1 protein-coding gene is annotated in these 465 nt (G+C 41.3%); it reads right to left on the minus strand.

The genetic code is table 11. The features are described from left to right. Nucleotides 1-393 (minus strand): DUF2280 domain-containing protein (locus OKC24_RS19925; protein ID WP_265466316.1); only part of this gene is annotated, 393 nt, incomplete at its 3' end. Nucleotides 394-465 lie beyond the last annotated feature (72 nt).

The following is a 465-nucleotide window of genomic DNA, read 5'->3' on the forward strand; positions in this document are numbered from 1 at the left end:
AATTGGCTTGCCGCCTTTGCCTGTGATTTCCTGCTTAGTCACACGACCATCAGTTTCTTGAAATGCCTGCTTAAGTAAGTTCTGCTTTGCCCGCTTATTACGGCCAGAATCTTCATACATTTTCTGAAGTTCCATCAGCCGAAAAGCTTTATTGGCAATCGCAATGTCTTCAATGTTTTTTCGAAAATCGTCGCGGGTACTTTTGAATAAGTCTTTTAGTTTCTTACTGAGATTGCGACCAGCGACCTTAGTCGGATCGTAAAGTGCTACCTGTTGCCGTGTGATTTCAATCCTATATTCTTGCTTTACAGCTTCTACTACTTGTTGAGGGGTTTCAAAGCATGCAAGAGACTGAACTATAAACATTTTTACAGGCTCTTTAAGTGCTGCCATAAACACCCCTTTGTATAGCTACGTATAGCAAGATAGGCAAAAAAAAGAGCCTGTAGGCTCAATTAATCACGC

Source organism: Acinetobacter entericus (assembly GCF_026168575.1).
Lineage (GTDB): Bacteria > Pseudomonadota > Gammaproteobacteria > Pseudomonadales > Moraxellaceae > Acinetobacter > Acinetobacter bouvetii.